Genomic DNA, 22,889 nt, shown 5'->3' on the forward strand with positions numbered 1-22,889 from the left:
GCAACCTGACTAGCCTTCTGGCGGGTTGTTTCGCCCAGCCAAGTGGTCGGACGTTTCAGGTTTCCAGGGTGGCGGGCGCCGCGTCGTCGCCCGGCTGCAGCCACTCGCGCCCATGGGTGCGCAGCGCGTCGATCTGAAGCCAGACCAGGGCCAGTTCGGTGTGGATGGTGCGTTCCGCCGCGCCGGCATCGCCGGCCGGGGCCACGGCCGCCGCGAGGGCCGCGCGAACGGCGGGTTCGGTAGCAGGGTCGTCCCCGATCGCGCCGCCCTGCAACCCGCCGGCCAGCGCATCGAGCGCCGCAGCCGCAGCTTCGGCCGCGTCGCGCAGCACCGCCATGTGCGGCGAATCGGGTAACGCGGCGCGGTGCGCGCCGAGCGCCGACAGATAGCTCAGGAGCGTGTGCGAGCGGATCAGAAAGCGCAGCGCGATGCCCGCGCGCGGCCGCACATAACCCGGCTCGCGGAACATGTCCGACACCGCCGTCGATAGCGCCGCATCGGCGTTGTGGTCGTTGCGCCGCGCGAGGCGGTAGTCGAGATGGTCGCGCGGCCCCGTGCCGTACTGCTCGACGATCCGGCGCAAATACCCCGCATGGCTGCGCATCGCCGTGGCCGCCAGTTCGTTGATGCGCCGCGCCTGCCAGTGCGGCAGCACCAGCAGCACCGCGAGGCCGGCGATGGCGCTGCCGATGGCGGTGTCGACCAGCCGCGGCACGAGCAGCAAGCCGCTGTCGCCCACCTGGTTGAAGCACATCAGCACCAGCAGCGTCATTGCGGCCGTCGCGAGCAGGTAGCGCGTGGCGCGTGTCGCGAAGAACAGCACGCCGGCCACCACCGCGATCACCGACTGCACCAGCGGCTGCGGAAAGAGCTGCAACAGCGCCCAGCCTGCGACAACCCCCAGCGCCGTGCCGGTGATGCGCTGGCCCATGCGCGAAACGGTGTCGCCAAAGCTCTGCTGGCAGACGAACAGCGTGGTCAGCAGGATCCAGTAGCCCTGTGCGGGATGGATGACGTGCATCACGCCGTAGCCCACGGCGAGCGCAATCGCCAGCCGCAGCGCATGGCGAAACAGCGGCGAGCGCGGCGTGAGCTGTCGCCGCACGCGTTCCACCGCATCGCGCCACGAACGCGGCGAGCGGTTGAAGAGGCCCATCTCGGTCCGTCCGGCGCGCGCCGACGGCTGGCTTGCACCGGTGAGTTGCCCGTCGAGCTGCGCGAGGTTGCGCGCCAGCGCTTCCACCGATGCAAGCAGCGCGAGGCGCTCCGGCGTGGTCGCCCGTGCGCGCTCGTGTTCGATGGCGCCGCGCAGGTCGGCCAGCGCCTGCACGGTTTCCTCGCCCACCTCGAAAGGCTCACGCCGTGCGATCGAGCTGGCAAGCCGCTGGCACGCCAACCCCTGCAGGCCGAGCACGCGTTGGCAGCGGTAGAGCAGATCGCTGTGGAAGAAGGCGTCGGCCAGCGCGTTGTAGTCGTCGTGCGAGGAGCTTGCGCGTTCGTGCACGTCCTGTGCGATCAGGTAGAGCCCGCGGTAGCGCGAGATGCGCCCGGTCGGCGCCCGCGCACCGATGCGGCGGAAGATGCTTTCCTTCGCGGCGTTCAGCTCGCTCACCACCTCGGCGTTGAGCTGCGCGAGCGAGAGCCGCTTCTGTTCGATGTCGATGCCGCGCAGCGGCTCGAAGAGCGACGCCTTGAAGCGCACGAAGTTGCCGAGCACGGTGAACAGCGTCACCAGCCGCGCCTGCACCGGCTGCGCCGGAAAGGCCGCGCACCACAGCACCGAGAACACGCCATACCAGCCGGCACCGGCCAGCAGCAACAAGGATTCGCGCCCGCGATCATGGCCGTGCGCGCCCTGGTTCTCGATGCCGAGCGTCGCGTACATCGCGAGGATCAGCGTCGCGTAGGCGATGGCTTTGTAGCGCGCCTCCACCGCGCCCAGCATCGTGAGCCAGAAGGCCGCGAACGCCAGCCCGGCGATGAAGAGCACCGGCCGGCCGAACAGCGCCTCGACAGAGAACGACAGCACCGCGAAGCAGGCGAGCGTCACGAGTTGTGCGCGAAGGCGGCCGCGCCAGCTGTCGTCGGTTTCGGCGAGCGCGCTGGCGATGGCGCCGAGGAACAAGGGGATCACCGCATCGGTGTGGCCGGTGTAGCTGCACACCGCCATCAGGCTGCCAAGGGTGAGAAGAATGCGCAGCGGCTGCGCGCGGGAGGCAAAGGAACGCAGGCGCTGGCGCAGCGCATCGGAAGACAGGGGGAGCATGGCTGCGATCTTGCACGATGCATGCCACGAGGCCGCGAACGTCCAGGCCGTTCAGTCAGGGCTGTGGCGGCGCTTCCCACGCGAATCCCACGCCGTACACCGAGCGGATCCAGTCGTGTTCTGGCGACACCGCGCCCAGCTTGCGACGCAGGTTCTTCACATGGCTGTCGATGGCGCGCTCGGTCACGTCCACCGTGTCGTCATAAGCGAGCTCCAGCAGCCGCGCACGCGAGAAGATGCGCCCCGGGTGCCGCGACAGCACCTGCAGCAGCCCGAACTCGCGGCGCGTGAGGTTCAGCGGCGTGCCTTCGAGCGAGGCACGCCAGTGCACGTCGTCGAGCACGAGGCCCGGGGCATCGCCCTGCGGGGCTTGTCCGGGCACGCTGCCGGGTGCTGTGCGCCGCAGCACGGCCCGCACGCGCGCCACCAGCTCGCGCGGCGAGAAGGGCTTGCACACGTAATCGTCCGCGCCGAGCTCCAGGCCTAGCAGCCGATCGACTTCCTCGATGCGCGCGGTCAGCATGATGATCGGATGCGCCGTGTGCTCGCGCGCACGGCGCAGCACCTCGATGCCGTCCAGCCGCGGCAGCATGATGTCCAGCAGCGTCAGGTCGGGCGGCGAGGCGACGATGCTTTCGAGCGCGCTCTGCCCGTCGGCGAAGTGCGCGGTCTCGTAGCCGCTGTGGCGCAGGTAGTCCTGCACCACCGAGGCGATGTCGATTTCGTCCTCGACGATGACGATGCGTGTCATGCGGATGCCGCCAGTGGAAGGGTGAGGGTCATGCGCAATCCGCCGAGCGGCGATGGGGCGGCCTCGATGCTGCCGCCGTGCGCCTCGATGGTCGCGCGGCAGATCGAGAGGCCGAGGCCCGAGCCGCCGAGCGCGCGGCTGCGCGAGGTTTCGCCGCGGAACAGGCGGTCGAAGAGCCGCGGGATTTCTTCTTCGGACACGCCCGGCGCGCTGTCATTGAACAGCAGCGTGAGGCAGTTGCCGGTCCACGCGCCTTCGATGGTCACGTCGATGCGCAGCCGGCCGCCCGCGTCGGTGTAGGCCAGCGTGTTCTCCAGCAGGTTCATGAAGACCTGGTGCAGCCGGTGCGCGTCGCCGTCGATCACCGGCTGGGCCGATGCGGCGATGCGGTCGATCGCTTCCCGGTCGACCGCGATGCCGCGCTGCGCGAAGCGGTCGCGCGTGTGGTCCAGCGCCTCCTTCAGCAGCGTGAGCGGAAACACGGCGGTGGTGAGCAAATCGTTCTGCGGCTCGCGCATGCTGCTGCGCAGGTCGTCGACCAGCTGGCCGAGGCGGATCACCTGCCGGTGCATGCGCAGGGCGGTGCGTTCGTCGAAGGTGCGCACGCCGTCCTGCAGCGCTTCGATTTCCGCGCGCATCGCAGCGAGCGGTGTGCGCAGCTCGTGCGCCGCGTCGGCGAGCCACGCGCGCCGCGAGGCCTCGACCTTGTCCAGGCGCTGCGCCATGTCGTTGAAGGTCTTGCCCAGCAGCGCGAGTTCGTCGGAACCATGCACGGCCACGCGCGTGGAGAGCCGCCCGCGCGCCACGTCCTGCGCGGCCTGCGTCAGCGCGTCGATGGGCTTGAACCAGCGGCGCGCGAGCAGCCACGACAGCACGAGCGCGAAGGCGAGTCCGCACAGGCCGGTGAGCGCGATCACGCCCGACTGGCGCGCGATGAAGGCGCGGTCGGCCTCGCTCTCGAGGCCTTCCATCGGCGCAAGCGCGAGATAGCCGACGACCGAGCGTCCGCGGCGGATCGGCATGCGCGCGGCATTCTCCAGATCGATGGAGGCGCCGACCACCAATGCGCCTTGCGCATCGAGCACGGCCAGGCGCTGGTAGATCGAATCGGCCGCACCGCGCGGGTCGGGAAAGAACCAGGGCGGCGGCGGCATCGAGAAGCGCCGTGGCAGCAGGTCCAGTTGCGGCGAGCCGGCGGGCGACGAGGAAGGCAGCGCCGGCGGCGCGCCGTTGTCGGCATCGCCTTCGAGCCGGCCCGTGCCTGGCGCGCGGCGCTCGTACCAGGGCGGAAGCCGCCGGTCGTCGGGGCTGGCCGCACCGTCGAGCACGCCCGCCAGTTGGCCCATGCGGAGGCGATGCCAGGCCTCGTCGTTGTCGCGCAGTTTCTTCCAGTCGCCGTTGGCAGCGTAGTGCTTCAGCAGAAGCTGGGAGAGCCAGTCCATGCGCCGGATCTCGATCTCGGCGACGTAGGCGCCCAGGCCCCGCTGCAGCGCGATGATGGAAAAGCCCACGAAGCTGAGCAGCAACACGACCAGCAAGGCGGCCAGCGCCAGGAAGATCTTGCGGGAGAGTGTCAGACGCGGCATGGGCTCTGGGCAGGCATGGCCGCATTCTGCGACATGCGTTTCGGGCAGGCGGGCGTCATAGGCAAGCGGCGGATCATGGCGGCCAAATGGGGAGAAATCTGGGAGGAATCCGGATGGAACCCGGTGGGGTGGCCCTCCCACATTTCTCCCGATTCGAAACGCACGATGCGGGCCCATGAACCCGGCCACCTTTAGCTCACCGAAAAAGTTCCTCTCCGCCTTCGCGGCCGCCGTGCTGGCCTGGGCCAGCCCGGCGCACTGCGCGCCGGCGCGCCCCGCCTGGTCGTGGGCCGATGCATGGTCCGAGGACGGCATGGGCTTGGTCCTGTTGTGGCTCACGGCGATCTTCTGGGTGGTTACCCATGTGTGGACGCTGCTGATCGTCTGGGCGGAGGCGCGCGCCACGCGCGCGGTGGAGCCGGGCGCCGAAGCCGAGAAGGAAAGCGCATGAGCGGCTTCGCGCAATCCACCGAAGACTGAGCGTTGCACACCGCGATGCCGTCTCACAGCGAAACCGCCTGGGTGCATCCCGTGGCGACACCATCAACTGGCGGGTTGCCGCCGATGCAGCGCCTCATGGGCCTGCTGGCCTTCGGCGGCCTGGCGCTGGGCGCCTGCATCGCCGCACGTGGGGGATGCGGCGAGCGCCATCCGGCCGAGGGGCGCAGCGCGAGTCTCTCGACCCTCGCGCCGATCATGCGCACCGGCCCCGCCACACCGCGCGATGCCGTGTGCCGTGCTCAGGCAGGCCGGTCCGCGAAGCTGAAGCCCACGCCGTAGATCGAGCGAATCCAGCCGTGCGAGGGCGCCACGGCCGTGAGCTTCTTGCGCAGGTTCTTGATGTGTCCGTCGACCGCGCGCTCGTTCACGTCGAGCGCTTCCGGAAACGCCGCTTCCAGCAGCTTCGAGCGCGTGAAGACCCGCCCTGGGTCCCGCGACAGCGTGCGCAGCAGCAGGAGCTCGCGGCGCGTGAGATCGAGCGCATGCCCCTCCAACTGCGCACCGCCGTGCGCGTCCCGGAAAGACACCGACTTCGACGGCGCCCCGCAAGCGCCATCGCGTTGCGCATGCCGGCGCAGCACCGTGTGCACGCGCGCCACCACTTCGCGCGGCGAAAACGGCTTGCAGACATAGTCGTCGGCGCCCAGGTCGAGCCCGCGCAGGCGGTCGACCTCGCGCGTGCGCGCCGTCAGCATGATGATCGGATGGTCGCTGTGCGAGCGCACCTTCTGCAGCACTTCGAGGCCGTCGATCTGCGGCAGCACCACGTCGAGCAAGGTGAGCGCGGGCGGCGAACTCAGGATGCGGTCGAGCGCCGAGGCGCCGTCGCCGATGTGCTCGACCTCGTGGCCCGCGTTGCAGAGGTGGTCCAGCAGTGCGAAGGCGCTGTCGCGCCCGTCTTCGACCATCAGGATGCGGCTCATGGCGTTGTCCTTTCCATCTTCAGAAGGAGGTGCCGATCTGGAACTGGAAGCGCTGCGTGCGGTCCGCCGCGATGCCGTTGGCGGTGTCCGCCTTCTGGTAGGCCAGCGGCACCGCGTACGCGAGCCGCAGCGGTCCCAACGGCGAGATCCAGCTGATGCCCAGGCCCGCCGAGGCGCGGATGCGGTTCTGCGCTTTCCACTGCGCATCGGTCATGCTGGCCGTGCGGTCGGCGAACACGTTGCCCGCATCGAAAAAGCTGTAGAGCCTGAGCGACCGGTCGTTGCCCGCGCCGGGAAAGGGCGTGCTGAACTCCATGTTGAAGATCGCCTTGCGCGTGCCGCCGAGCGAACCGCCCGTGACCGCATCGACCGGCCCGAGCGAGTTCTGCTCGAAGCCGCGGATCGAGCCGAGCCCGCCTGCATAGAAGTTCTTGAAGATCGGGAAGGTGCTGCCGCCCAGCGCCTTCGCATAGCCGAGCTGGCCGTTGATGGCCAGCGTGTATTGCTTGGAGAGCGCGAAGTACTGCTGGTACTGGTAGTCGGTCTTCAGGTAGCGCAGCGCGCTGCCCACGCCCACCTCGAGGTTCGCGCGCTGCAGGCGCCCGGTGGTCGGCACCAGCGCGCTGTCGCGGTCGTCGCGCGACCAGCCCACCGTCGCGGGAATGCCCACCACGTTGCTGCCGGCGCACACCACGCTCGGCGCGGTGCCGGTGCACTTGAAGTAGTCGAGATAAGCCTGCGGCGTGCCGGTGTAGACGTAAGAGCCGTCGACCAGCGTGTACGAACCGTTGGTGCCGGGCGTGAACGAATAGCGCTCCACGCCGATGCCGAGGAATACCGTGTCCAGCTCGCCCACCGGCAGCCCGAAGCGCACCGAGCCACCGTCGCTCGCGAGCTTGTAGTTGCCGTCGGCCTCGTAGTAGGGCCGCGTGGTGGTGTGAAAGACGTTGAGCGTGCGCGAGATGCCGTCCTTCGTGAAGTACGGATCGGTCGCAGTGAGCGAGATCGTGCGGTTGTACGAACTCGTGTTGACCTGCAGCCCCAGGTAGTTGCCCGAGCCGAACACGTTCTCCTGCGTGATGCCGAAGGTGAGCGAGACCTTGTCGGTCGACGAATAGCCCGCGCCCAGCTGCAGCGAGCCGGTGGGTTTCTCGGCCACGTTGACCGTGAGGTCGATCTGGTCGTTGCTGCCGGGTACTTCGGTGGTCTCCACGTTCACTTCGGTGAAGTAGCCGAGCCGGTCGACGCGATCGCGCGAGAGCTTGATCTTGTTGCCGTCGTACCAGGCGCCTTCGAACTGGCGGAACTCGCGGCGGATCACCTCGTCGCGCGTTCGCGCGTTGCCGCCGATGTTCAGACGCCGCACGTACACGCGGCGCGCGGGCTCGGCCTTCAGCACCATCGTCACGCGGTTGTTGGCCCCGTCGATCTCGGGCTCGGCCTTCACGCGCGCGAACGCGTAGCCGAAGGTGCCGAAGTAGTCGGTGAAGGCCTTGGTGGTGGCGGCCACGTCCTCGCCGTTGTAGGGCGCGCCGGGGCGCACCGTCACGAGGGTCTTGAACTCGTCTTCGCGGCCGAAGTAGTTGCCTTCGAGCCGCACACCGGCGACTGCGAACTTCTCGCCCTCGGTGATGTTGAGCGTGAGGTCCAGCGACTGCCGGTCCGGCGAGATGGCGACCTGCGTGGAGTCGATGCGGAACTCCAGGTAGCCGCGCGTGAGGTAGTAGGAGCGCAGCGTTTCCTGGTCGGCAGCGAGCTTGCTGCGCGAGTACTGGTTCGACTTGGTGTACCAGGCGAGCCAGCCGCCGCTGTCCTGGTCGAACAGGTCGAGCAGCGTGCTTTCGCTGAAGGCCTTGTTGCCGACGACGCGCACGCTTTTGATGCGCGCCGACTCGCCTTCGACGACGGTGAACGTGAGGTTGACGCGGTTGCGCTCCAGCGGCGTGACGGTGGTCACGACCTCCGCGTTGTAGAGGCTGCGGCTCACGTACTGGCGCTTGAGCTCCTGCTCGGCGCGGTCGGCGAGCGCCTTGTCGAAGGGGCGGCCTTCGGCAAGGCCGATTTCGCGCAAGGCCTTCTGAAGTGCGGACTTCTCGAATTCCTTGGTGCCGACGAAATCGACATCGGCGACGGTGGGTCGCTCTTCCACGATGACGACGAGCACGTTGCCATCGGTGTCGATGCGCACGTCCTTGAACAAGCCCAGCTCGAACAACGCGCGAATGGCTGCGCTGCCGCGCTCGTCGCTGTAGTTGTCGCCGGCCTTGATGCCGAGGGTCGAGAAGACGGTGCCGGGCTCGACGCGCTGCAGCCCTTCGAGCCGGATGTCGCGAACGGTGAACGGGTCGGCGGCCCATGCGGGAGGGGCGGCCATCGAAGCGAGCAGTGCAGCGATGGCCGCGAGGGACTTGGGGAGATACATCGCCGCATGGTCTTCGCCAATGTCGGAGAAATATGGGACGCTCTTCGGGGGCTTTGGTAAAGCCTGTAAAGGCTGCTACTGCAATCCCATTGCACGCATGACGGGCCACCGCATGGGCGGTTGCTGCTCGCTTCTTTCGCGGCAGTTCTGCAGATGCGTCTCCATCGACAGGTCGCCCTGGATGTCGAGCAGGCGCTGCACGGTGCGCTCGACGGCATGGGCATCGAGCAGCGGATAGGTGCGTGCTGTGCGTCCGTTGTTGCGCACGAGGCGTGCGATGTAGGGCAGGTCCTGCTGCGTGATGACCGCGGCGGGCATGACGCCTTCGAGTTCCACGCCTTCACAGGGCAGGAGCACGAAGTACTGCAGGCGCAGGTCATCGGGCAGCAGGCTGCGCAGCTGCGTCGTCTTGCGGCCGCCTTGCCATGCGGGGTCTTTCACTTCGCGTGCGCGTGTGCATCCGTGGAGTCGCAGGAACCAGCGCGGCGGGGCTTCGTCGGACTTCTTCCGATAGACGAAGGCGTTGCGCCACGCCTTGATCTCGAACAGGTACACGCCGGTCTCGCACACGATGACGGCGTCGATGCGCGCCGTGGGAACCGCGCATCCCGAAGGCATCGGGATGATGAGGTTGCGAAGAATGCGCAGGTGAGAAAAGGCCGGGGTGAATGCGTTGGACAGCTGCTGTATGCCCAGCGATGCGGCGACGGTGCTTTGCAAAACAATGGTCATGTGGACTCCTTCGGAAGGCCGAGCATTGCTTGGCTTTTGGGAGACTTTTAGTACGTGATCTTTGGAGAGGCGCGCGGTCTGCGCTGCGGCGCTGCGAACCCCGCTGTGCCGGCCCTTCGGGCTTCCCTGCGGTGCTCGCGTTTCGCGGGGGCTCGCAGAACTCGCTTCGCTCAGACAGCTGCGAGCCCTGATCCGCGAAACGCTGCGCTCCTCGGCGGCACAGAGGGGTTCGCAGCGCCGCAGCGCAGACCGCGCGCCTGTCGTGGCGTTGATGCTGTCGGCCGCTTGCATCGTGGTGAGTGCGCTCAAAACAACACCGTGTGCAAAGCATGCGGCGTCCACCAGATTCCTCCAAATTTGGACGAGACCATCCGTTCAGCCGCTCGATGTAGAGCAGCTGAAAACCCGGAGAAACCTGAATGAAGAAATCCCTCACGGCACTCGCCGCGCTGGCCGTCACCGGCCTGGCCTCTGCCCAATCGTCCGTTACCTTGTTCGGCGTCATCGATGCCGGCGTGAGCTACCAGAGCGCCACGTCGCGCGACCCGATCACGGGTGCGAGCAGCAAGCAGAGCCAATGGAGTCTTGCCAACTCCGGCTACAACTCCAGCCGCATTGGCTTTCGCGGCACCGAAGACCTCGGCGGCGGCCTGGCCGCCAGCTTCTGGCTCGAATCGCCGATCAGCAACGACGACGGCGCCACCGGCATCGCGAGCTTCAACCGCCGCTCCACCGTCAGCCTCTCCGGTGGCTTCGGCGAACTGCGGCTGGGCCGCGATTACACGGCCACCTTCTGGAACGACACGGTGTTCGATCCGTTCGGCACCAACGGTTCGGGCTCCAGCGCGATCTACTCGGTGAGCAGCAGCGCGGGCCTTGCCAACTCGAACTACGTGCGCGCGAGCAACATGGTCGGCTACTTCCTGCCGCCGAACCTCGGTGGCTTCTATGGCCAGGTCCAGTACAGCCTGAACGAGAACACAAAGACCAGCGCCACGGACACGACCGCCGAGATCAGCAGCAGCGCGGGCCGCTACGTCGGCGGCCGTTTCGGCTACGCGAACGGACCGCTCGATGTCGCATTGGCGGTGGGCCAGAACGTCGCGGTCGACACCACTTCGCTCACGCGCAAGGTGCAGACCATCAACCTCGGCGCGTCGTACGACTTCGGGCCCGTCAAGCTCTTCGGCGAGCTCTCGAACGTGCAGAACAAGTTCGCGCTCGCCGTGGGCAACAGCCACGACAGCTACAACGGCTACCTCATCGGCGCGAGCATGCCGGTGGGCGCTGGCTTGATCCGCGCGTCGTACTCCACGGTGCGCTACAACGAAGGCACCGTCGGCATTACCGGCGAAGACCCGCGCGTCAACAAGTTCGCGATCGGCTATGTGCACAACCTCTCCAAGCGCACCGCGCTGTACGCCACCGTTGCACGCGTGAACAACCGCAACGACGCGGCCTACACCGGCAGCCTGTCGGCCGCGGCCACCACGGGCTACGGCAGCACGGGCGTGGGCTACACGGGCCTGCCGCGCTCGTCTACGGGCTACGACTTCGGCATCCGCCACGCTTTCTGACGATGCAGCCGGCCGGTGCGATGGGGCACTCGCGCTGTCGCACGCGGACGGCCGGCCAATGCTTTGAATCGATTCAACAAATGACGCGACGAATCCATCACTTCGCGGGCGTGCTTGCAGCCGCCGGCCTGTCGGGCTGCATCATGCTGCCGCCGCCCATGCCACCTCGACCGCCGCCGATGTTCCGCGGTGGGCAGCCACCATTTCCGATGTCCTTCGAGCATCACGGGCCGCCGATGGCGCGATGGGATCTGTGCGAAGGCCAGCCCGAAGGTGCGCGGCCTGCGCTGCCGGGGCCGCGTGCGGATGCATTGCCGGGAAGCTGCGAGCGCGGTGCCTCGGGCGCGCTCGAGTTCCGTGCGCCCGTGCCGCGTTGAGGAAAGGCCGCACACACATGTATTCCGGCAGTCTTGGGTTCTTCATTGCGGTGGCCATTGCGCTGGGCCTTGCCGGCGTGGTCGTAATGATGGGTTCTCTCTTCGTCGTGAACATGCGGGCGGGCGCATCGGCCCGCAAGGCGGCGCAGCAGGCGCGCGACGATGCGAGACAGAAGCTGCTGGCCAGCAGCGTGCAGGACCTGCGGCCGCTGATCGGTGTGGCACCGCACATGACGGGCATTCGCTTCGACATCCAGCTTCCGCCTGAGGCCGTGCATGTCTTCGTCATCAAGGCGGAGCTGTGCGAACTGCTGTCCAAGGTCGCGGCGCATGCGGCGAGCGTGATGCGTGCCGGTGCGACGCTGCAGGTTTGCGCGCGCGTGGAGCGAGGGCATGCGGTCATCCATTGGCGCGATCTCGATGCAGACGATGTGCGGCCACCGCTTGCAAGGTTCTTCGATGCGCTCGACGCCGCGTCGCAAGCCAGTGCGCGAGTCTGCGAACGCATTGCGAGCCGCCATGGCGGGCGCATCTATTCGGCGCCGCATGCCGATGGCGCGCTGGGCCTGACGCTGCGGCTGCCGTTGCACGAGTCCCCCGCGAGGGCTTGAAGGGCGCGCGCTGCCGCGCCGTGGAACTCCGCGTCATACTCGCGGTCCCACGGTGCCGCCGCTTTTCCTCCCGATGCCGAACGTGCGAATTTCAGCCTCTTCTTCCTTTCTTCGTATGCTCGCCGCGAGTGCGATTTTTCTCGCTGCCGGTGCGCTGCATGCGCAAGCCTTGCCACCGGGCGTGCGGCTCGGCATGACGGCCGATGAATTGCAGGCTGCACTGCCCGCCGCCGAGCGCGTGCACCGCCCGCAACGACTGACCGGTGGCCTGCTCGGAAGCTGGCGCGCAGCGCCGGTCGAGATGGCGGGGTTGATGTTCGAACCGACCTTCTTCTTTGCGGCATCGGAATTGCGGCGCGTCGAATACGTGGCCGCGGCGCAGTCCGCGCCCGACAGCGGCGCATCGGCATTCGGGCAGCTGGTGCAATGGGGGCGCGGCGTGTTCGGCAACGAACTCGCGTCGCGCGATCCGGGCAGCGCTTACGCCGCGTGGACGAGCGGCGACGCCGATGTCTATGTGCAGCAGGTCAGCGACCCGCGCCGCGCGAGCGTGCGGCTCGTCTACAAGGCGCGGCAGTTGCGGGACGGCAGCGAACTCTGAACGCGAGAAGGCCCGGTCAGCCTTCGGTGAGCATGCCGCGCTGCTCGATGAAGGCCACCACCTCGGCCACGCCGGTGTGGGTCTTGAGGTTCGTCATCACGTAGGGCCGCTGGCGGCGCATGCGCTGCGTGTCCTGCTCCATCACTTCCAGGCTCGCGCCGACGTAGGGTGCAAGGTCGATCTTGTTGATCACGAAGAGGTCGCTCTTGGTGATGCCGGGGCCGCCCTTGCGCGGAATCTTCTCGCCGGCCGCCACGTCGATCACGTAGATCGTGAGGTCCGAGAGCTCCGGGCTGAAGGTGGCCGCGAGGTTGTCGCCGCCGGATTCGACGAACACCACGTCGGCATCCGGAAAGTCCTCGAGCATGCGGTCGATGGCTTCGAGGTTGATCGACGCGTCCTCGCGGATCGCGGTGTGCGGGCAGCCGCCGGTTTCCACGCCCATGATGCGTTCGGCGGGCAGCGCGCCGGCCACAGTCAGGAGGCGCTGGTCTTCCTTGGTGTAGATGTCGTTGGTGATCGCGACGAGGTCGTACTTGTCGCGCATCGCCTTGCAGAGCATTTCGAGCAGCGTGGTCTTGCCCGAGCCGACCGGGCCGCCGATGCCCACGCGCAGCGGGGGCAGTCTCTTGGTGCGGTGGGGGATGTGGTGCAGGGCGGAGGTCATGGGCGTTGTCCGGTTCGGTCAGCTTCGAAAGAGGCGGGAATATTGTGTTTCATGGCGGGCCGACAGCACGGCCAAAAGGGGCGCGAAGGCCTGGCGTTCGTCGTCGCCCAGCTTCATCGCACGGTCGACGGCCGCGGGGATTTCGTTTGCCAGCCGCGCGAGGATGCGCTGGCCCGCGCTCTGGCCGAGCGGCACGGCTTTTACGGCGGCGGCCACCATGTTCTCGGCCCAGCCGAAGGCGAAGGCGAGGCACCCGTCGTGCACCGTGGCGCCGGTGCGGCTGAGCGCGAAGGCAAAGGCCACGGGGTAGCTCGCGGGCAGGTCTTTAAATACCTCGGCCGTGTCCGCGTGGTGCAGCTTGAGCCACTCGACGAAGGAGCGGCCCATCTGCTCGGTCTGCAGGAAGAACTCGGCCGATTCGCGGGTGGTCATGACCCATTCGTTGAGCTGGCGGATGCGCGGTGCATTGTTCGCGCGCCAGGCGGGGATGGCTTGCGCAACCAGTGCAAGGTCGCCGCGCGCGAAGCTCAGGTGCAACTGGTCAGCGAGCCACTCGGTGGCCTTGGCCTCTGAATTGATGCCGGCCCATTCGACCGCTGCCTCGACGCCCTCGGAATACGAGAAACCGCCCACGGGCAGGGCGGGGGAGGCCAGCCAGATGAGTTGCAGGAGGCTTTGGGCGCTGGCCGGCTCGGGCATGTCAGTGGGAGTGGCCGTGGTGGCTGTGATCGTGACCGTGCGGATGGTCGGCATGGTCGTCGAGCAATTCCGGCGCGAGCACGAGTGGCTTCGGGCCTTTGCTGGCGCCATGCGAATGGCCGTGATCGTGGGCATGGTCATGACCGCCGCCATGCAAATGCTCCTGCGAGCCATAGGCGCCGCCCTCGGGCTCGAAGGCTTCTTCCACCGCAACGACGATCAGGTGCATCGAGCGCAGCATGTCGGCCAGCACGTGGTCGGGTTCGATCTTCAGGTGGTCGGGCTTGAGCTCGATCGGCACGTGCCGGTTGCCCAGGTGGTAGGCCGCGCGCGTCAGGTCGAAGGGCGTGCCGTGGGCCGTGCAGTGCGTGATGCGCAGCACGGGCTGCGGTGCCGCGATGACGCGGATCAGCGAGCCGTCTTCGGCCACCAGCACATCGCCGCCGCGCACCGCGGTGCCGCGTGGCAGAAAGATGCCGATCTGCCGGCCTTGCGAATCGGTGGCGTCGAAGCGGCTCTTCTGGCGGACGTCCCAGTCGAGTTCGACGGTGGCGGCGCGCTTGAGCAGCACGGGCGCGAGGCCGCGGCCCTGGGGCATGAGTTTGTTGGCGGTGAGCATGTTGACTTGCTTTTAGCGGTGAGACGTCGGTAATATAACGTCTGTTATAACTTCGGAGGCCTTCATGTCGGCACTCAAATTGACCCAGATCGGCAACTCCGTCGGTGTGATTCTTCCCAAGGAAGTGCTGGCGCGGCTCAAGGTAGAAAAGGGCGACACGCTGTTCCTGACCGAGGCCGCCAACGGCGTTACCCTGACGCCATACGACCCCGAGATCGAAGAACAACTGAAGCTTGGCCGCGAATTCATGCGCGAATTCCGCGACACCTTCCACCAGCTCGCCAAATGAGCACTTGGCGCTGGATCGACAGGCGCACCTTGATCCTGTTGCATGACGAAAGCCTCGCCGAGCATGGTGGAGCTTCCGGCCTGCGCGACGAAACGATGCTGCAGTCCGCGCTTGCGCGTCCGCTCAACCTCGTGAGCTACGAGTCGCCCGACGCGGCAGACCTCGCGGCCGCTTATGGCGTGGGACTGGCCAAGAACCATCCGTTCATCGACGGCAACAAGCGCGCGGCATTCCTGTCCGTTGGTCTGTTCCTTGCCCTGAACGGCCAGCGACTGGTGGCGACGCAGGCCGAGGCTACGCTGGTGATGCTCGACGTCGCCGCCAGCGCCATGGACGAGAGCAGCTTCGCCAATTGGATCCGAGGCCACATGGCACCTCGCTCGCCCTGAGGCCCGCAGCATCTAGAACAGGAAATACCGCTGCGCCATCGGCAGCAGCTTCGCCGGCTCGCAGGTCAGCAGATGCCCGTCGGCGCGCACCGCGTAGGTCTGCGCATCGATCTCCATCTTCGGCGTGTAGCCGTTGTGGATCAGGTCGCTCTTGCGCACGTTGCGAATGTTCTTCACCGCGCTCAGGTGCTTGGCTAAACCGTAGCGCTCCTTGATGCCCGAGGCCAGCCCGGCCTGCGAGACGAAGGTGAGCGAGCTCTTCGCGAGCGAGCCGCCGTACGCGCCGAACATCGGGCGAAAGTGCACTGGCTGCGGCGTCGGGATCGATGCGCTCGGGTCGCCCATCGCGGCCATCGCAATCGTGCCGCCCTTCAAGATGGTGAAGGGCTTCACGCCGAAGAAGGCGGGCTTCCAGATCACGATGTCGGCCCACTTGCCGACTTCCAGCGAGCCGACTTCGTGCGCGATGCCGTGCGCGATCGCCGGGTTGATCGTGTACTTGGCGACGTAGCGCTTCGCGCGGAAGTTGTCGTTGCGTTCGCTGTCTTCGGGAAGCGTGCCGCGCTGCACCTTCATCTTGTGCGCGGTCTGCCAGGTGCGGATGATCACCTCGCCGACGCGGCCCATGGCCTGGCTGTCGGAGCTGAACATGCTGATCGCGCCCAGATCGTGCAGCACGTCTTCGGCGGCGATGGTTTCCTTGCGGATGCGCGACTCGGCGAAGGCTAGGTCTTCGGCGATGCCGGCGTCCAGGTGGTGGCACACCATGAGCATGTCGACGTGCTCGTCGAGCGTGTTCACGGTGTAGGGCATCGTGGGGTTGGTGGACGACGGCAAGAAGTTCGCCTCGCCGACCACGCGCAGGATGTCCGGCGCATGGCCGCCGCCCGCGCCTTCGGTGTGAAAGGCGCAGATCGCGCGGCCGCCCACGGCCGCGATGGTGTTCTCGACGAAGCCCGATTCGTTGAGCGTGTCGCTGTGGATTGCCACCTGCGTGTCGGTGGCGTCGGCCACGTCGAGGCAATTGCTGATGGCCGCGGGCGTGGTGCCCCAGTCTTCGTGCAGCTTGAGGCCGATGACGCCCGCGTCGATCTGCTCGTGCAGCGCATCCGGCAGGCTCGCATTGCCCTTGCCGAGAAAGCCGAGGTTCATCGGGAACGCATCGGCGGCCTGCAGCATGCGCTCGATGTGCCAGGGGCCGGGCGTGGCGGTGGTCGCGAAGGTGCCGGTGGCGGGACCGGTGCCGCCGCCGAGCATGGTCGTCACGCCGGAAGACAGCGCCTCCTCGATCTGCTGCGGACAGATGAAGTGGATGTGGCTGTCGATGCCGCCCGCGGTGACGATGTTGCCTTCGCAGCTGATGATTTCGGTGCCGGGGCCGATAACGATGTCCACGCCCGGCTGCACGTCTGGGTTGCCGGCCTTGCCGATGGCGGCGATGCGGCCGTCCTTCAGGCCGATGTCGGCCTTGACGATGCCCCAGTGGTCGAGGATGAGCGCGTTGGTGAGCACGGTGTCGACGGCGCCCTGCGCACGCGTGCGCTGCGATTGCGCCATGCCGTCGCGGATCGTCTTGCCGCCGCCGAACTTCACTTCTTCGCCGTAGCCGCCGGCACGCAGCGTGTAGTCGGCCTCGACTTCGATCAGCAGCTCGGTGTCTGCAAGGCGGACCCGGTCACCCACGGTGGGGCCGAAGATTTCTGCATAGGCGCGTCGCCCGATGGTGGCCATGTTTTAGAGCTTTCCTTGAACCAGGCCGCGAAAGCCGTAGACGATGCGATCGCCCGAGTAATCGACCAGTTCGACCGTGCGCTGCTGCCCCGGCTCGAAGCGCACCGCGGCGCCCGAGGCGATGTTCAGCCGCATGCCGCGCGCGGCTTCGCGGTCGAAGCCGAGGGCGCCGTTAGTCTCGGCGAAGTGATAGTGCGAGCCGACCTGGATCGGCCGGTCGGCGGTGTTCTGCACCACCAGTGTGAGGGTGCGGCGGCCGGGGTTGAGCGTGTGGTCGCCGTCGTCGGTGAGGAGTTCGCCGGGGGTCATGGCGGCCTCAGATCGCCTGTGCCAGCAGCGTCGCGCCGAGTGCGACGACGGCGGCACCGGCCACGCGCGGCAGCCAGGCGTTGGCGTGGCGCAGCGCCCAGCCGAGCGCGATGCCGGCGAGGTGCAGCAGCACGGTCGCGCTGACCATGCCGGCCAGCGTGAGTGCGGCGCCTTGCTCGCTTGCGAGCTCGTAACCGTGGGCCACGCCGTGGAAGACGGCGAACACGCCGACCACCGCCATCGCAACAGCCGCCGGCAGGTGGATGCGCGTGACCACCAGCAGGCCCAGCACCAGCAGCGAGGCCGCGATCATCGGTTCGACGGCTGGCAGTTGAACGCCGGCGAGGCCCATCAACGCACCCACCAGCAGCATGCCGGCGAAGGCCAGCGGCGCCCACAGCAGATCGGGCCAGGCGCGGCGCGCGGCCAGTGCGCTCCAGAAGCCGACCGCGACCATGGCGGCCAGGTGATCGGCGCCGGTCAGCGGGTGCAGGAAGCCGGTGGTGAAGCCGTGATGCAGGCCGCCATCGACGCCGGTGTGGGCGCTGGCCGCGAGCGGCAGGAGGAGGGCGAGCAGGGCGAGGGTCTTGGAAGTGGTGCGGCGCATGTCGGTTCTTCTTTGTGGCGGGTCAGACGATGGGCTGGTGGACGGTGACCAGCTTGGTCCCGTCTGGAAAGGTGGCTTCGACCTGGATGTCCGGAATCATCTCGGCGATGCCGTCCATGACGTCGGCGCGGGTGAGCACCGAGCGCCCGTCGCTCATGAGTTCGGCGACGCTCTTGCCGTCGCGGGCACCCTCCATCACGGCGGCGGAGATGAGGGCGATGGCTTCGGGGTAGTTGAGCTTCAGGCCGCGGGCCTTGCGGCGTTCAGCCAGCAACGCCGCGGTGAAGATCAGCAGCTTGTCTTTTTCGCGCGGGGTCAGTTCCATGGGAGCGGCATCGGGTGGCTGGGGAAGGGGCGGCCATTATGGGCAAGCCTTCTTCTTTGCAACAGTCGTGCCGGTGAAGGCCCAGGGGCCGCCGCGCCCGGCCGCCCAAAGCGGTCGGCCCGCCCCCGGTAGGGGGTTGGCGAAGCGACACGAAGTGCGCGCCGCCTGGGGGCGAGCAACGATTCAGGCACGAAAGATGCACCGAAACGGTGTGAATCCCGAAGCCACGACCACGACCCTCGACGCTGCCCCCCAGCGCATCGTCAAGGTCCGGCGCGACTACAACAGCTGGGTCGCGAGCGAAACGCTCGAAGACTATGCGTTGCGCTACACGCCGCAGCGCTTTCGCAAGTGGTCCGAATGGCGGGTGGCCAACACGGCTTTCGGGGCGGCGTCGTTCCTGATCCTCGAGGCGGTGGGCGCCACGCTGCTGGTGAAGTACGGCTTTGCCAATGCTTTCTGGGCGATCCTGGTCACCGGGCTCATCATCTTCCTGGCGGGGCTGCCGATCAGCGTGTATGCCGCGCGCTACGGCGTCGACATGGACCTGCTCACCCGCGGCGCCGGCTTCGGCTACATCGGCTCGACGCTCACCTCGCTGATCTACGCGAGCTTCACCTTCATTTTTTTCGCGCTCGAAGCGGCCGTGATGGCCTATGCGCTGGAGCTGGCGCTGGGCATTCCGCCGGTCTGGGGGTATCTGGTGTGCGCGCTGGTGGTCATTCCGCTGGTCACGCACGGGGTGTCGGCCATCAGCCGGCTGCAGTTGTGGACGCAGCCGCTCTGGCTGCTGATGCTGGTGGTGCCCTTTGTGTTCGTGCTCGTGCGCGATCCTGGTGCGTTCGCGGGCATCGTGCACTACAACGGGGTCAAGACCGGCACCAAGGGTTTCGATTTGCACCTGTTTGGCGCGGCCCTGACGGTCGGCATCGCGCTCATCACCCAGATGGGCGAGCAGGCCGACTACCTGCGTTTCATGCCCGCGCGCACCGCCACCACCGGGCGGCGCTGGTGGGCGGGCGTGCTGGCCGGCGGCCCGGGCTGGGTGGTGCTGGGCGTGTTCAAGATGCTGGGCGGGGCGCTGCTGGCCTACCTGGCCATCACGCACATGGTGCCGGTGGAGCGCGCGGTCGATCCGAACCAGATGTACCTCGCTGCCTACGAGTACGTGTTCCCGAACTACGGCTGGGCGGTGGCGGCCACGGCGCTGTTCGTGGTGATCTCGCAGCTCAAGATCAACGTGACCAACGCCTATGCGGGGTCGCTGGCCTGGAGCAATTTCTTCTCGCGCGTGGCGCACAGCCATCCGGGGCGGGTGGTGTGGGTGGTGTTCAACGCGCTCATCGCCTTCATGCTGATGGAGATGAACGTGTTCCAGGCGCTGGGCGATGTGCTCGGCCTCTTCGCCAACATCGCCATCGCCTGGATGATGTCGGTGGTGGCCGACCTGGTCATCAACAAGCCGCTGGGACTCTCGCCGCCGGGCATCGAGTTCAAGCGCGCGCACCTGTGGGACATCAACCCGGTGGGCGTGGGCGCGATGGCGCTGGCTTCGGTGCTGTCGATCACCGCGCACCTGGGCGTGTTCGGGCCGCTGGCGCAGGCGTTCTCGGCGCTGATTGCGCTGGGCACCGCGCTCATCGCCTCGCCGCTGCTGGCGTGGGCGACCGGCGGCAAGTACTACCTGGCGCGGGCCTCCGATGCGATGGGTGCCGTGCCGTTCACCCCGGCAGCGGGTGGCCGCGCGGTGCGCTGGGCCAAGGTCGAATCGGACGAAAGCGGCAACTACCAGCGTCTGAAGATGCAGCACTGCGTGATCTGCGAGCGCGAATACGAAGGGCCGGACATGGCGCATTGCCCGGCCTACCAGGGCGCGATCTGCTCGCTGTGCTGCACGCTCGATGCCCGCTGCGGCGACCTGTGCAAGCCGCATGCGAGCCTGTCGTCGCAGTGGTCGGCCGCATTGCGCTGGCTGCTGCCACGGCGCAGCTGGCGCTACTTGGACACCGGCCTGGGGCACTTCCTGCTGCTGATGCTGATCATCGTGCCGCTGCTGGCGGTGGTGTTCGGCGTGCTCTATCAGCAGGAGCTGCGGGCGCTGGCCGAGAGTGCGGTCGAGCTCGCGTCGCAGGCCGGCGTGTCCGAGGTTTGGGCAGGCGTGCAGCAGTCGGCGTTGCGCTCGGGGTTTCTCAAGGCGTACATGGCGCTGCTGGTCATCGCGGGCATCGTGGCGTGGTGGCTGGTGCTCGCGCACCAGAGCCGCAAGGTCGCGCAGGAAGAGTCGAACCGCCAGACCCACCTGCTGCTGCGCGAGATCGAGCTGCACCGCGAAACCGACCGTGCCCTGCAGGCTGCCAAGCAAACGGCTGAAGAAGCACGCGCCGTCGCCGAGCAGGCCCAGCGCGCCGCCGACCAGGCCAACCAGGCCAAGAGCCGCTACATCAGCGCAATCAGCCACGAGCTGCGCACGCCGCTCAACAGCATCCTCGGCTATGCGCAGTTGATGGGCGAAGACCACTCGGTGCCGCCGCATCGCCAGCAGGCGGTGGCGGTCATCAAGCGCGGCGGCGAGCATCTGTTGTCGCTCATCGAAGGCACGCTGGCCATCGCGCACATCGAGGCCGGCAAGCTCACGCTGCACGCGCGGCCGATGCGCTTTGCCGACACCATGCGCGAGTTGGCCGACATGTTCGAGCTGCAGGCCGCCGAGAAGGGGCTGCAGTTCCGCTTCGAAGCCGGAGGCGCCTTGCCCGAGGTGGTGCGCGCTGACGAGAAGCGGGTGGGGCAGATCCTCATCAACCTGCTGGGCAACGCGATCAAGTTCACAGCGGCGGGGCAGGTCACGCTGCGCCTGGCGTATGCACGTGAGTTCGCGGCCATCGAGATCGAGGACACCGGGCCGGGCATGACGACCGAGGACATCGACCGCATCTTCGAGCCCTTCGCGCGCGGCAACGCGGCGGCCTCGTCGGCGCCGGGTGCGGGCCTCGGCCTCACCATCGCCAAGATGCTGACCGACCTGATGGGCGGCGAGATGAAAGTGCAGAGCACGCCGGGTGTGGGCTCGCTTTTCTGCGTGCGGCTCTTCCTGCCGCGCGTGCACGATACGGCGGTGGGCGCGAGCCGGCCGGTGCCGGTGACGCGCGCGCGCCGCGGGTATGAAGGTGCGCGCCGCCGCCTTCTTGTGGTCGACAACGAAGAGGCCGACCGCGACCTGCTCGAGCACGTGCTTGCGCCGCTGGGCTTCGAGCTACGCACCGCGGCCAGCGGCCACGATGCGCTGGACCTGATCGCCGCGGGCTACCGGCCAGACGCAATGTTCGTTGACCTCGCGATGCCCGGCATCGACGGCTGGGAAACCATCCGCCGTGCGCGCAAGCTCGGCCTGACCGACGAGGCCGTGGCCATCGTCTCGGCCAACGCCTTCGACAAGGGCCTGGACAACGACGTGGGCATCGCGCCCGAAGACTTCTTCGTGAAACCCGTGCGCCACACCGAACTGCTCGACTGGCTCGAACGCCGGCTCGGCCTCAAGTGGACCGACACCGCCGCCGCATTGCCTGCGCCGGCCGCGCCGAAGACGATGCAGCCGCCCTCGCGCGAGCGCCTGCGCGCACTCGAAGACGCGGTGAGCCTCGGCTACTTCCGCGGCATCATGAACCAGCTCGACGACATCGACACCGAACAGCCCGAGTGCATGGCATGGACCGAGGCGCAGCGCGTGCTGGCGCGCCAGTTCCAGTTCGAGGCCATGAGCCGGGCGCTGGCCGAAGCAGTGAGTGCGCCATGACAACCACCCCGCCTCCCGAACCCTCGCCCCTCGCACGAAGCTTGCGCGACGAGGGCGTCAACGCCGACCTCGTGCTCATCGTGGACGACGTGCCCGACAACCTCGCGGTGCTGCACGACGCGCTCGACGAATCGGGCTACACCGTGCTCATCGCCACCAACGGCGAGCAGGCGCTGCAGCGCGCCGCGCAGGCGCGGCCCGACATCGTGCTGCTCGACGCGATGATGCCGGGCATCGACGGCTTCGAGGTGGCGCGCCGACTCAAGGCCGATGCTGCGACCGCGCACATTCCCATCGTGTTCATGACCGGCCTCACCGAAACCGAGCACCTCGTGGCCGCGCTCGAAGCCGGCGGCGTCGACTACGTCACCAAGCCCATCAAGCCCAAGGAAGTGCTCGCGCGCATGAACGTGCACCTGCAGGGCGCGCGCCGCGCGCGGCAGGACGCGCGGCAGGCCGGCCAGGCGCGCAATGCGCTCGATGCGTTCGGCTACGCGAGCATCACCGTGCGGCTGCCCGAGGGGCGCCTCATCTGGCAGACGGCGCTCGCGCGCGACCTGCTGCACCGCTACTGCGAGACGCGTGCCCCCGAGACGCCGCCCGCGGTGCTCGAATGGCTGCTGCGCCACACGCCCGATGCGCGCCAGCGCGGCATCGAGCCGCCGGCGCTTTCGATCGCGCAGGGCGCGAACAGCCTCACGCTGCGCCTGCACCAGCAGACCGGGCAGGACGACGACGGCGACGAGTGGATGATCATCATGCGCGAGGTGTCCGACACCGGGGTGATCGAGGCGATGAGCCTGAGCCTGAAGCTCACCGCGCGCGAGGCCGAGGTGCTGTACTGGGTGGTCAAGGGCAAGACCAACAAGGACATCGGCGAGATCCTCGGCAGCAGCCCGGCCACTGCCAAGAAGCACCTGGAGCGGGTGTACGTGAAGCTGGGCGTGGAGACGCGCACCGCCGCGGCTGGCGTGGCCATCAAGCGCATCCGCGAGCTGCAGCCCCAGTTCGAGATCTGAGAGGGCTTTGCAGCCGTGCTGCGGCGCGTCACCGCGCCGACTTTCCGCCTCCCTAGAATGGTCCGAGGGCCTTGGGGTGCGCGATGAAGAACAGCAGC

The 22,889-nt window shown here is 67.8% G+C and carries 23 protein-coding genes; 10 read left to right on the forward strand and 13 right to left on the reverse strand.

The window, feature by feature from the left end:
- Positions 1-55: 55 nt before the first annotated feature.
- The 3 genes from yccS to QFZ83_RS02900 are packed head-to-tail and all read right to left on the reverse strand — an operon-like array spanning position 56 to position 4,603.
- Positions 56-2,266 carry a YccS family putative transporter gene (yccS, locus tag QFZ83_RS02890; RefSeq protein ID WP_307502431.1) on the reverse strand — a complete coding sequence of 737 codons (2,211 nt, stop codon included), beginning with the start codon at positions 2,264-2,266 and terminating at the stop codon, positions 56-58.
- Positions 2,267-2,321: 55 nt separating this feature from the next.
- The gene (locus QFZ83_RS02895; RefSeq protein ID WP_307502434.1) at positions 2,322-3,017 is read right to left on the reverse strand and encodes a response regulator; all 696 of its coding nucleotides are present in this window, start codon (positions 3,015-3,017) and stop codon (positions 2,322-2,324) included.
- The gene (locus QFZ83_RS02900; RefSeq protein WP_307502437.1) at positions 3,014-4,603 is read right to left on the reverse strand and encodes an ATP-binding protein; all 1,590 of its coding nucleotides are present in this window, start codon (positions 4,601-4,603) and stop codon (positions 3,014-3,016) included. The genes QFZ83_RS02895 and QFZ83_RS02900 overlap by 4 nt, the downstream gene beginning before the upstream one ends.
- A 175-nt stretch (positions 4,604-4,778) precedes the next feature.
- Here QFZ83_RS02900 and QFZ83_RS02905 point away from each other — a divergent pair, with 175 nt between their 5' ends.
- Together QFZ83_RS02905 and QFZ83_RS02910 are read left to right on the forward strand one after the other, a co-directional pair.
- Positions 4,779-5,054 (forward strand): hypothetical protein, encoded by a 276-nt coding sequence (locus QFZ83_RS02905; RefSeq protein WP_307502440.1) that lies wholly within the window; start codon positions 4,779-4,781, stop codon positions 5,052-5,054.
- Between the two features lie 44 nt (positions 5,055-5,098).
- Positions 5,099-5,383: a hypothetical protein gene (locus QFZ83_RS02910; protein ID WP_307502442.1), complete on the forward strand. Its 285-nt coding sequence runs from the start codon at positions 5,099-5,101 to the stop codon at positions 5,381-5,383.
- Here QFZ83_RS02910 and QFZ83_RS02915 read toward each other — a convergent pair.
- The 3 genes from QFZ83_RS02915 to QFZ83_RS02925 form a co-directional block, all read right to left on the reverse strand.
- Positions 5,344-6,027, reverse strand: coding sequence for a response regulator (locus QFZ83_RS02915; protein ID WP_307502445.1), 684 nt, complete (start codon positions 6,025-6,027; stop codon positions 5,344-5,346). The genes QFZ83_RS02910 and QFZ83_RS02915 overlap by 40 nt on opposite strands.
- A gap of 19 nt (positions 6,028-6,046) precedes the next feature.
- On the reverse strand, positions 6,047-8,449 hold the full coding sequence (bamA, locus tag QFZ83_RS02920) for an outer membrane protein assembly factor BamA (RefSeq protein WP_307502448.1): 2,403 nt from the start codon (positions 8,447-8,449) through the stop codon (positions 6,047-6,049).
- 75 nt (positions 8,450-8,524) lie between these two features.
- Complete coding sequence (locus QFZ83_RS02925) at positions 8,525-9,181, reverse strand: nuclease-related domain-containing protein (protein WP_307502451.1); 657 nt, start codon at positions 9,179-9,181, stop codon at positions 8,525-8,527.
- Between the two features lie 419 nt (positions 9,182-9,600).
- Here QFZ83_RS02925 and QFZ83_RS02930 point away from each other — a divergent pair, with 419 nt between their 5' ends.
- The 4 genes from QFZ83_RS02930 to QFZ83_RS02945 all read left to right on the forward strand — a co-directional run bounded on the left by QFZ83_RS02930 (position 9,601) and on the right by QFZ83_RS02945 (position 12,347).
- Positions 9,601-10,758: a porin gene (locus QFZ83_RS02930; protein ID WP_307502454.1), complete on the forward strand. Its 1,158-nt coding sequence runs from the start codon at positions 9,601-9,603 to the stop codon at positions 10,756-10,758.
- A gap of 80 nt (positions 10,759-10,838) precedes the next feature.
- A complete protein-coding gene (locus QFZ83_RS02935) occupies positions 10,839-11,135 on the forward strand; it encodes a hypothetical protein (protein ID WP_307502456.1) in 297 nt (98 codons plus the stop codon).
- A 17-nt stretch (positions 11,136-11,152) separates the two neighbouring features.
- Positions 11,153-11,746: an ATP-binding protein gene (locus QFZ83_RS02940; protein ID WP_307502459.1), complete on the forward strand. Its 594-nt coding sequence runs from the start codon at positions 11,153-11,155 to the stop codon at positions 11,744-11,746.
- A 115-nt stretch (positions 11,747-11,861) separates the two neighbouring features.
- Positions 11,862-12,347, forward strand: coding sequence for a hypothetical protein (locus QFZ83_RS02945; RefSeq protein ID WP_307502462.1), 486 nt, complete (start codon positions 11,862-11,864; stop codon positions 12,345-12,347).
- 16 nt (positions 12,348-12,363) lie between these two features.
- Here the strand turns inward: QFZ83_RS02945 and ureG are convergent, their stop codons facing one another.
- From ureG to ureE, 3 genes are read right to left on the reverse strand one after another with little or no spacing between them, the layout of a single operon-like run.
- Positions 12,364-13,014, reverse strand: coding sequence for an urease accessory protein UreG (gene ureG, locus QFZ83_RS02950; protein ID WP_013543232.1), 651 nt, complete (start codon positions 13,012-13,014; stop codon positions 12,364-12,366).
- An 18-nt stretch (positions 13,015-13,032) separates the two neighbouring features.
- Positions 13,033-13,713 carry an urease accessory protein UreF gene (locus QFZ83_RS02955; protein ID WP_307512615.1) on the reverse strand — a complete coding sequence of 227 codons (681 nt, stop codon included), beginning with the start codon at positions 13,711-13,713 and terminating at the stop codon, positions 13,033-13,035.
- 1 nt (position 13,714) lies between these two features.
- Positions 13,715-14,332, reverse strand: coding sequence for an urease accessory protein UreE (gene ureE, locus QFZ83_RS02960; protein WP_307502465.1), 618 nt, complete (start codon positions 14,330-14,332; stop codon positions 13,715-13,717).
- Positions 14,333-14,396: 64 nt separating this feature from the next.
- Here ureE and QFZ83_RS02965 point away from each other — a divergent pair, with 64 nt between their 5' ends.
- Both QFZ83_RS02965 and QFZ83_RS02970 read left to right on the forward strand, forming a co-directional pair.
- The gene (locus QFZ83_RS02965; protein ID WP_013543229.1) at positions 14,397-14,621 is read left to right on the forward strand and encodes an AbrB/MazE/SpoVT family DNA-binding domain-containing protein; all 225 of its coding nucleotides are present in this window, start codon (positions 14,397-14,399) and stop codon (positions 14,619-14,621) included.
- On the forward strand, positions 14,618-15,010 hold the full coding sequence (locus QFZ83_RS02970) for a type II toxin-antitoxin system death-on-curing family toxin (RefSeq protein ID WP_306881700.1): 393 nt from the start codon (positions 14,618-14,620) through the stop codon (positions 15,008-15,010). The genes QFZ83_RS02965 and QFZ83_RS02970 overlap by 4 nt, the downstream gene beginning before the upstream one ends.
- 12 nt (positions 15,011-15,022) lie before the next feature.
- On the opposite strand, the gene ureC is transcribed toward QFZ83_RS02970, so the two are convergent.
- Genes ureC through QFZ83_RS02990 form a run of 4 tightly spaced genes read right to left on the reverse strand, consistent with a single transcriptional unit; the run spans position 15,023 to position 17,982 of the window.
- Positions 15,023-16,741 carry an urease subunit alpha gene (gene ureC / locus QFZ83_RS02975; protein ID WP_307502469.1) on the reverse strand — a complete coding sequence of 573 codons (1,719 nt, stop codon included), beginning with the start codon at positions 16,739-16,741 and terminating at the stop codon, positions 15,023-15,025.
- A 3-nt stretch (positions 16,742-16,744) separates the two neighbouring features.
- Entirely contained in the window at positions 16,745-17,050 is a 306-nt protein-coding gene (locus QFZ83_RS02980; RefSeq protein WP_307502472.1) for an urease subunit beta, read from the reverse strand.
- Positions 17,051-17,057: 7 nt separating this feature from the next.
- Positions 17,058-17,657 (reverse strand): HupE/UreJ family protein, encoded by a 600-nt coding sequence (locus QFZ83_RS02985; RefSeq protein WP_307502476.1) that lies wholly within the window; start codon positions 17,655-17,657, stop codon positions 17,058-17,060.
- A gap of 22 nt (positions 17,658-17,679) precedes the next feature.
- Positions 17,680-17,982 carry an urease subunit gamma gene (locus QFZ83_RS02990; protein WP_013543224.1) on the reverse strand — a complete coding sequence of 101 codons (303 nt, stop codon included), beginning with the start codon at positions 17,980-17,982 and terminating at the stop codon, positions 17,680-17,682.
- 196 nt (positions 17,983-18,178) lie between these two features.
- On the opposite strand from QFZ83_RS02990, the gene QFZ83_RS02995 reads away from it, so the two are divergent.
- Together QFZ83_RS02995 and QFZ83_RS03000 are read left to right on the forward strand one after the other, a co-directional pair.
- The gene (locus QFZ83_RS02995; RefSeq protein WP_307502479.1) at positions 18,179-21,772 is read left to right on the forward strand and encodes an ATP-binding protein; all 3,594 of its coding nucleotides are present in this window, start codon (positions 18,179-18,181) and stop codon (positions 21,770-21,772) included.
- Entirely contained in the window at positions 21,769-22,791 is a 1,023-nt protein-coding gene (locus QFZ83_RS03000; protein WP_013543222.1) for a response regulator transcription factor, read from the forward strand. The genes QFZ83_RS02995 and QFZ83_RS03000 overlap by 4 nt, the downstream gene beginning before the upstream one ends.
- Positions 22,792-22,889 lie beyond the last annotated feature (98 nt).

Origin of the sequence: Variovorax sp. W1I1, from assembly GCF_030815625.1 — a bacterium.
Classification (GTDB): domain Bacteria; phylum Pseudomonadota; class Gammaproteobacteria; order Burkholderiales; family Burkholderiaceae_C; genus Variovorax; species Variovorax paradoxus_C.

Coding starts and splice junctions, on each gene's coding strand:
- QFZ83_RS02940 (WP_307502459.1), top strand. CDS start 11,153: ATGTATTCCGGCAGTCTTGGGTTCTTCATTGCGGTGGCCATTGCGCTG.
- QFZ83_RS02930 (WP_307502454.1), top strand. CDS start 9,601: ATGAAGAAATCCCTCACGGCACTCGCCGCGCTGGCCGTCACCGGCCTG.
- QFZ83_RS02945 (WP_307502462.1), top strand. CDS start 11,862: ATGCTCGCCGCGAGTGCGATTTTTCTCGCTGCCGGTGCGCTGCATGCG.
- ureC (WP_307502469.1), bottom strand. CDS start 16,741: ATGGCCACCATCGGGCGACGCGCCTATGCAGAAATCTTCGGCCCCACC.
- QFZ83_RS02895 (WP_307502434.1), bottom strand. CDS start 3,017: ATGACACGCATCGTCATCGTCGAGGACGAAATCGACATCGCCTCGGTG.
- yccS (WP_307502431.1), bottom strand. CDS start 2,266: ATGCTCCCCCTGTCTTCCGATGCGCTGCGCCAGCGCCTGCGTTCCTTT.
- ureE (WP_307502465.1), bottom strand. CDS start 14,332: ATGCTCACCGCCAACAAACTCATGCCCCAGGGCCGCGGCCTCGCGCCC.
- QFZ83_RS02910 (WP_307502442.1), top strand. CDS start 5,099: ATGCCGTCTCACAGCGAAACCGCCTGGGTGCATCCCGTGGCGACACCA.
- QFZ83_RS03000 (WP_013543222.1), top strand. CDS start 21,769: ATGACAACCACCCCGCCTCCCGAACCCTCGCCCCTCGCACGAAGCTTG.
- QFZ83_RS02965 (WP_013543229.1), top strand. CDS start 14,397: ATGTCGGCACTCAAATTGACCCAGATCGGCAACTCCGTCGGTGTGATT.
- QFZ83_RS02915 (WP_307502445.1), bottom strand. CDS start 6,027: ATGAGCCGCATCCTGATGGTCGAAGACGGGCGCGACAGCGCCTTCGCA.
- QFZ83_RS02990 (WP_013543224.1), bottom strand. CDS start 17,982: ATGGAACTGACCCCGCGCGAAAAAGACAAGCTGCTGATCTTCACCGCG.
- QFZ83_RS02900 (WP_307502437.1), bottom strand. CDS start 4,603: ATGCCGCGTCTGACACTCTCCCGCAAGATCTTCCTGGCGCTGGCCGCC.
- QFZ83_RS02935 (WP_307502456.1), top strand. CDS start 10,839: ATGACGCGACGAATCCATCACTTCGCGGGCGTGCTTGCAGCCGCCGGC.
- QFZ83_RS02995 (WP_307502479.1), top strand. CDS start 18,179: ATGCACCGAAACGGTGTGAATCCCGAAGCCACGACCACGACCCTCGAC.
- bamA (WP_307502448.1), bottom strand. CDS start 8,449: ATGTATCTCCCCAAGTCCCTCGCGGCCATCGCTGCACTGCTCGCTTCG.
- QFZ83_RS02970 (WP_306881700.1), top strand. CDS start 14,618: ATGAGCACTTGGCGCTGGATCGACAGGCGCACCTTGATCCTGTTGCAT.
- QFZ83_RS02980 (WP_307502472.1), bottom strand. CDS start 17,050: ATGACCCCCGGCGAACTCCTCACCGACGACGGCGACCACACGCTCAAC.
- QFZ83_RS02925 (WP_307502451.1), bottom strand. CDS start 9,181: ATGACCATTGTTTTGCAAAGCACCGTCGCCGCATCGCTGGGCATACAG.
- QFZ83_RS02985 (WP_307502476.1), bottom strand. CDS start 17,657: ATGCGCCGCACCACTTCCAAGACCCTCGCCCTGCTCGCCCTCCTCCTG.
- ureG (WP_013543232.1), bottom strand. CDS start 13,014: ATGACCTCCGCCCTGCACCACATCCCCCACCGCACCAAGAGACTGCCC.
- QFZ83_RS02905 (WP_307502440.1), top strand. CDS start 4,779: ATGAACCCGGCCACCTTTAGCTCACCGAAAAAGTTCCTCTCCGCCTTC.
- QFZ83_RS02955 (WP_307512615.1), bottom strand. CDS start 13,713: ATGCCCGAGCCGGCCAGCGCCCAAAGCCTCCTGCAACTCATCTGGCTG.